This is a genomic window from Ruminococcus sp. CAG:330, from assembly GCF_000437175.1.
Taxonomy (GTDB): Bacteria; Bacillota; Clostridia; order Oscillospirales; family Ruminococcaceae; genus Ruminococcus_C.
The window spans coordinates 37,548-43,132 of record NZ_FR898079.1; the positions used below are offsets into that span (position 1 = coordinate 37,548).

General features: G+C 56.0%; 7 protein-coding genes. All 7 read right to left on the reverse strand.

Annotated features, from left to right (window positions below):
• Positions 1 to 25 precede the first annotated feature (25 nt).
• Positions 26 to 802 carry an ABC transporter permease gene (locus QZL66_RS09080; protein ID WP_022411400.1) on the reverse strand — a complete coding sequence of 259 codons (777 nt, stop codon included), beginning with the start codon at positions 800 to 802 and terminating at the stop codon, positions 26 to 28.
• Between the two features lie 447 nt (positions 803 to 1,249).
• Complete coding sequence (gene acpP / locus QZL66_RS09085; RefSeq protein WP_022411401.1) at positions 1,250 to 1,492, reverse strand: acyl carrier protein; 243 nt, start codon at positions 1,490 to 1,492, stop codon at positions 1,250 to 1,252.
• A 262-nt stretch (positions 1,493 to 1,754) separates the two neighbouring features.
• Positions 1,755 to 2,573, reverse strand: a complete 819-nt coding sequence (locus QZL66_RS09090) for an acetyl-CoA carboxylase carboxyltransferase subunit alpha (RefSeq protein WP_022411402.1) — start codon at positions 2,571 to 2,573, stop codon at positions 1,755 to 1,757.
• Positions 2,574 to 2,585: 12 nt separating this feature from the next.
• The gene (gene accD, locus QZL66_RS09095) at positions 2,586 to 3,434 is read right to left on the reverse strand and encodes an acetyl-CoA carboxylase, carboxyltransferase subunit beta (protein WP_022411403.1); all 849 of its coding nucleotides are present in this window, start codon (positions 3,432 to 3,434) and stop codon (positions 2,586 to 2,588) included.
• A gap of 31 nt (positions 3,435 to 3,465) precedes the next feature.
• Positions 3,466 to 4,836, reverse strand: a complete 1,371-nt coding sequence (accC, locus tag QZL66_RS09100) for an acetyl-CoA carboxylase biotin carboxylase subunit (protein WP_022411404.1) — start codon at positions 4,834 to 4,836, stop codon at positions 3,466 to 3,468.
• Between the two features lie 10 nt (positions 4,837 to 4,846).
• Complete coding sequence (fabZ, locus tag QZL66_RS09105; RefSeq protein WP_022411405.1) at positions 4,847 to 5,284, reverse strand: 3-hydroxyacyl-ACP dehydratase FabZ; 438 nt, start codon at positions 5,282 to 5,284, stop codon at positions 4,847 to 4,849.
• Between the two features lie 12 nt (positions 5,285 to 5,296).
• Positions 5,297 to 5,585: acetyl-CoA carboxylase biotin carboxyl carrier protein (gene accB / locus QZL66_RS09110; RefSeq protein ID WP_293602145.1), on the reverse strand; the 289-nt coding region annotated here is incomplete at its 5' end.

A 5,585-nucleotide genomic window follows, 5' to 3' on the forward strand; every position in this document is an offset into this window, starting at 1 on the left:
ATGACGTTTTCGTTTTCTGCCATAATTACAATTCCTCCGCAAATCCCTTTTTCAGTTTGCCGAACACCAGCATGCCCAGAATCAGAAACAGCACGCCCAGTACGACTGCCTCCAGAAGGCTGGCGAGGTTGGGCACCTGTCCGCTGTAGAGTACGGAGCGGTAGCAGCTGATGATGGAGGACATGGGGTTGATGTGATAGATGAAGCGCAGCTTCTGCGGAATCATGTCGATGGAGTAGAAGATGGGAGTCATGTACATCCAGATCATGGTGACGATGCCCAGAATGTGTTCCAGATCCCGGAAATAGACCGTAATGGCGGAGGCGAGCATTGCCATGCCCAGCGCCAGAAAATACTCCACGATCATGATGACTGGCAGACAGAGCAGCGCCAGCGGATTGATGGGAACACGTGCCACCACCATGACGGGGATGATGATGCAAAAGCAGAGCAGCATGTTGACAAAGCAGCTTGTGACGTAGGAGATGGGGATGACCTCTCTGGGGAAGTAGATCTTTTTCACCAGATCCTTTTGGGCGACCACGGAGCTGGAACCGCCGGTGATGGCGGAGGAGAAGAAGATCCACGGCACCAATGCCACAAACAGATACAGGTAGTATTTGTCAATGCCGGCCTTCATGATGTAGGTGAACACAAAGGTGTAGACAACCAGCTGCATCAGGGGATTGATAAACGTCCAGAGGAATCCGAGGACAGAGCCTTTGTAGCGGCCGCGCAGATCTTTTTTCACAAGGCTAAAGATCATCTGCCGGTAATCATAAATTTCCTTCCATACTTTCATAGAAATACCTGTCCGTTCTGTGTGTTTTTTCGAATGCGCAGAAACGGGGAAAAAAGCGGGTTTCTGCGACAGTGCACTCACAATTTATTATAACCCATTTTGTAGGAAAAGTCAATGTTTTTGGAAAACCGTGAGCACGAATCAGCTTTTATCTTCTAAAGCCTCCCCTGAAAGGGGAGGGGGACCGCCGATAGGCGGTGGAGAGGTTCTTTTGTGAAATCTTTTCACAATGTTCTCAATACGAATAGAAGACCCCTCAGTCAGTGCTGCGCACTGCCAGCTCTTACCGAGCGGTCCCTTTTGTCACTTCGTGACATTTCCCCATTCTATGGGGAATCACCCCTTTCAGGGGAGCCTGATTTGTTATGCCTCATATGTCCCAAAAACGAAAAAAGCCGGAGACATCACTGTCTCCGGCTTGAACCGTTCCTGCTGGAATTCCGGAACTTAGTCCTTGTTCTCAGCGATATAGTCTACGATATCACCAACGGTCTTGATGCCCTCCAGATCCTCGTCTGCGATCTTCACATCAAATTCCTCTTCCACAGCCATTACCAGATCTACCAGATCCAGAGAATCTGCGCCCAGATCTTCCTGAATGGTTGCTTCGGTGGTAACTTCGTCGTCGTCTACACCCAGCTGATCGACAACCAGTTCCTTGAGCTTGTCAAAAATTTCTTCTTTTGCCATTTCGTTTTCCTCCAATAATTGATGTTGCACCCCGTGGGGATGCGGCGTCATCGGGGACACCCAAACCGTCACCGGACTGCATTTCTGCGGCGCCGGTGCGGCACGGAATCGGAACACGCCGATTTTCCTTCATCTAGTATACCGCCTTTTTGGCAAAACGTCAATATCTTTTTGTGATTTTTCTGAGATTGTTTTTTCGCCTTGCCGCCGCCCGGACAGACACAGCGCTGCGGGTCGGTGCGGTACGGAACGGGTACGGTTCTCAGGCTTCCTGGAACACGCCGATTTTCCTAAACTTAGTATACCGTTCTTTTTGTAAAACGTCAATATCTTTTTGTGATTTTTCCGATATCGCTTTTACCAAATATTCCTTAATATTTTCGGATATTTTGTCGATATCGTTTTGTGCGCCGCCCTCCGGCTCCGGAATGATGGCTTCGGCAACGCCAAACCGCACCATATCCTCCGCCGTGATCTGGAGTACCTCGCAGGCATCCTGTTCTCTGGACGCATCCTTCCACAGAATGGAAGCGCATCCTCTGGGGGAGATGACCGAGTACAGGGCGTTTTCCAGCATTGCCAGATCATCGCAGACGCCCAGCGCCAGCGCACCGCCGCTGCCGGCCTCGCCCAGCACCACCGAGATCACCGGTGTCCGCAGCATCATAAATTCAGCAATGTTGCGGGCGATCGCCTCGCCCTGTCCACGCTCTTCCGCCTCCACGCCGCAGAATGCGCCGGGCGTGTCGATCAGACAGATCACAGGACGGTGGAATTTTTCCGCCTGATGCGCCAGACGCAGCGCCTTGCGGTAGCCCTCCGGATGGGGCATGGCGAAATTGGACGCCTTGTTCTCCCGGATGTTGCGTCCCTTGACCTGCGCCAGAACTGTGACCGGTGTGCCGTTCAGCCGGCAGATACCGCCGATGAGTGCGCCATCGTCGCCGACGCCACGGTCGCCGTGCAGTTCATAGAAGTCCGTAAAAATTCGTGGGATATAGTCCCGCACGGTGGGACGGTTCTTGTCCCGGATGAGCAGCTGCCGATCCCATGCGGAAAGCTTTTGTGTTTCTTGTTCCATCCTTGCCCCTCCTTAGCCGTTTTCCCGTTCATAGCCGTGCAGCTTCAGCAGGTGGGACAGTGTGCTGCGCATGGTGCGCCGCTCCACGATCATATCCACAAAGCCCTTTTCCTGCACAAATTCTGCCAGCTGGAAGTTGTCGGGAAGCCGCTGGCGGATGGTGCCCTCGATGACACGCCGTCCGGCGAAGCCGATGAGCACCTTGGGTTCTGCCAGAATGATGTCCCCCAGCGATGCAAACGAAGCGGTGACACCGCCGGTGGTGGGATCTGTCATTACTGTGAGGTACAGCAGTCCGGCCTCGCTGTGCCGGGCCACGGCACCGGAGGTCTTTGCCATCTGCATGAGGGAGAGAATGCCCTCCTGCATCCGTGCACCGCCGGATGCGGTGAAAGCGACCACCGGCAGCCCTTTTTCTGTGGCGGTTTCAAAGGCACGTGTGATCTTTTCGCCCACTACGCTGCCCATGGATGCCATCATGAAATGGGAGTCCATGATGATGAGGACGGTGCGGGAGCCCTTGATGGTGCACTCGCCGGTAATGACAGCGTCCCGCATGCCGGTCTGGGTCTGGGAGCGCTCGATCTTCTGCGCATAGTCCGGAAAGTGCAGCGGGTCGGCGCTGTGCATGCCGGCATCGTATTCCACAAAGGAATTTTTGTCCGCCGTGATGCGCAGGCGCTCTGCTGCGGTCAGCCGTGCGTGATAGTTGCAGTTGGGGCAGACCTTGCCCTGTTCCTGAAACTGGCTCTCCGGCACGGACTGCTGGCAGCGGGGGCATTTGAACATAGGCTCATGTTCTGCGGTTGTGTCGTCGTTGAAGCGCTTGGTGACGTTTCTGAATAAATCTTCCAATGCCATGTATGTTTCACCCTACTCTCTGTTCACACCGTCAGCGCTGCGGCGTTCCTGAATTTTTCTGATCCCGGAGGAACTTCTCCAGAAAGCTGTTGTCGTAGCTGCCGGCCTCGAAATCCTTGTTCTTGATCAGCCGGAGCTGGAAGTCGATGTTGGAGTCGATGCCGTCCACGATAAATTCCGCCAAAGCCCAGCGCATTTTCATGATCGCCTCATGGCGGGTTGGCGCATGCACGATGAGCTTTGCGATCATGGAGTCGTAGTAGGGCGGGATGGTATAGCCCTGATAGACTGCGCTGTCCACCCGCACGCCGGGGCCGCCGGGGATGTGCAGGGAACGGATGGTGCCGGGGGACGGCCGGAAGTCCTGATCGGGATTCTCGGCGTTGATGCGGCACTCGATGGCGTGGCCACGGACTTCGATGTCCTTCTGGGTGAACGGCAGGGGCTTGCCCTGTGCCACCAGCAGCTGGGTCTGCACCAGATCCACGCCCGTGACCCACTCGGTCACAGGATGCTCCACCTGAATGCGGGTGTTCATCTCCATGAAATAGAAGTTGCGGTCGCTGTCCACCAGAAATTCGATGGTGCCGGCGTTATAATAGCCGCACGCCTTGGCAGCACGGACGGCTGCCTCCTGCATGGCGCTGCGCAGCTCCGGTGTCATCAGCGGACTGGGACTCTCCTCCAGCACCTTCTGGTTCCGTCGCTGCATGCTGCAGTCCCGCTCACCCAGTGCCACGGTGTTGCCCATCTGGTCGGCGATGATCTGGATCTCCACGTGATGGGGTCCGAGGATGAGTTTTTCCAGATAGACCTCATCGTTGCCGAAGAACATCTTCGCCTCTTCCTTTGCCACGGACATCTGCTCTTCCAGCTCCTCCGGCGAGTTGACACGGCGAATGCCTCTGCCGCCGCCGCCGGCGGATGCCTTGACCAGTACCGGATAGCCGATCTCTGCGGCGATGCGCTTTGCCTCCTCCACCGAGGAAACAGCGCCGTCCGAGCCGGGGATGACCGGAACGCCGGCAGCCTTCATGGTCTCCTTGGCTCTCGCCTTGTCGCCCAGCATGGCGATGGATTCCGGCGACGGGCCGATGAAGGTAATGCCGTTGTCGATGCAGAGCTGTGCAAATTCCGCACTCTCCGACAAAAAGCCGAAGCCCGGATGCAGTGCGGAAGCGCCGGTGTTCTGGCAGGCGGCGATGAGGGCGTTTCTGTTCAGGTAGCTCTCCTGTACGGAGGGCGGTCCGATGCAGACGGATTCATCCGCAATCTCTGCGTGCAGCGCATTGCGGTCTGCGGTGGAGTAGACCGTGACGCATTGCAGCCCCGCCTCACGGCAGGCACGGATGATCCGCACAGCGATCTCACCGCGGTTTGCAATTAAAACCTTTTTCCACATGTTGCTTGCCTCACTGCTCTACTGCAAATTTGATCTCGCAGGAAACGGCACGCTTGCCGTCTACGGTTGCCTCTGCCTTGCCCACGCCCATGGGGCCGCGCTGTGCAATGATCTCCACAGAGAGGTCGAGCACGTCGCCCGGCACCACCTGACGGCGGAACTTTGCCTTGTCGATTCCGGCAAAGAGGGCGATTTTGCCCTTGAATTCCGGCTGGGACAGGATGCAGACAGCGCCTGCCTGTGCCAGCATTTCAATCATCAGCACGCCCGGCGTCACCGGCTTTTCGGGAAAATGTCCCTTGAACCAGAAGTCGTCTGCCTTGATATACTTTCTTGCCACAATGCGCTTGCCGATCTCCATTTCCAGCACCTCGTCAATGAGGAGAAACGGGTCACGGTGGGGGATGATCTCCTTGATCTGTTCCTGATTCAACAATACTTCTGCCATATCTGCACTCCTTTACGCAAGAATCATCAGCGGCTGGTCATACTCGACCGCCTCGCCGTTTTTCACCAGAATCTCCTGAACCGTGCCGTCCATATCGCTCTGCACCTCATTCATCAGCTTCATGGATTCGATAATCATGATCACATCGCCCTTTTTCACGGTGTCGCCCACCTGTACAAAGGGAGGCTGATCCGGAGAGGGAGAGGCGTAGAATGTGCCCACGATGGGCGACTTGATGATCTTGCCGCTGAGGGGCTTCTCCTCCGCTGCGGGAGCCGGAGCAGATGCAGCAGCTGCTCCG

Coding starts and splice junctions, on each gene's coding strand:
- accC (WP_022411404.1), bottom strand. CDS start 4,836: ATGTGGAAAAAGGTTTTAATTGCAAACCGCGGTGAGATCGCTGTGCGG.
- accD (WP_022411403.1), bottom strand. CDS start 3,434: ATGGCATTGGAAGATTTATTCAGAAACGTCACCAAGCGCTTCAACGAC.
- acpP (WP_022411401.1), bottom strand. CDS start 1,492: ATGGCAAAAGAAGAAATTTTTGACAAGCTCAAGGAACTGGTTGTCGAT.
- QZL66_RS09080 (WP_022411400.1), bottom strand. CDS start 802: ATGAAAGTATGGAAGGAAATTTATGATTACCGGCAGATGATCTTTAGC.
- QZL66_RS09090 (WP_022411402.1), bottom strand. CDS start 2,573: ATGGAACAAGAAACACAAAAGCTTTCCGCATGGGATCGGCAGCTGCTC.
- fabZ (WP_022411405.1), bottom strand. CDS start 5,284: ATGGCAGAAGTATTGTTGAATCAGGAACAGATCAAGGAGATCATCCCC.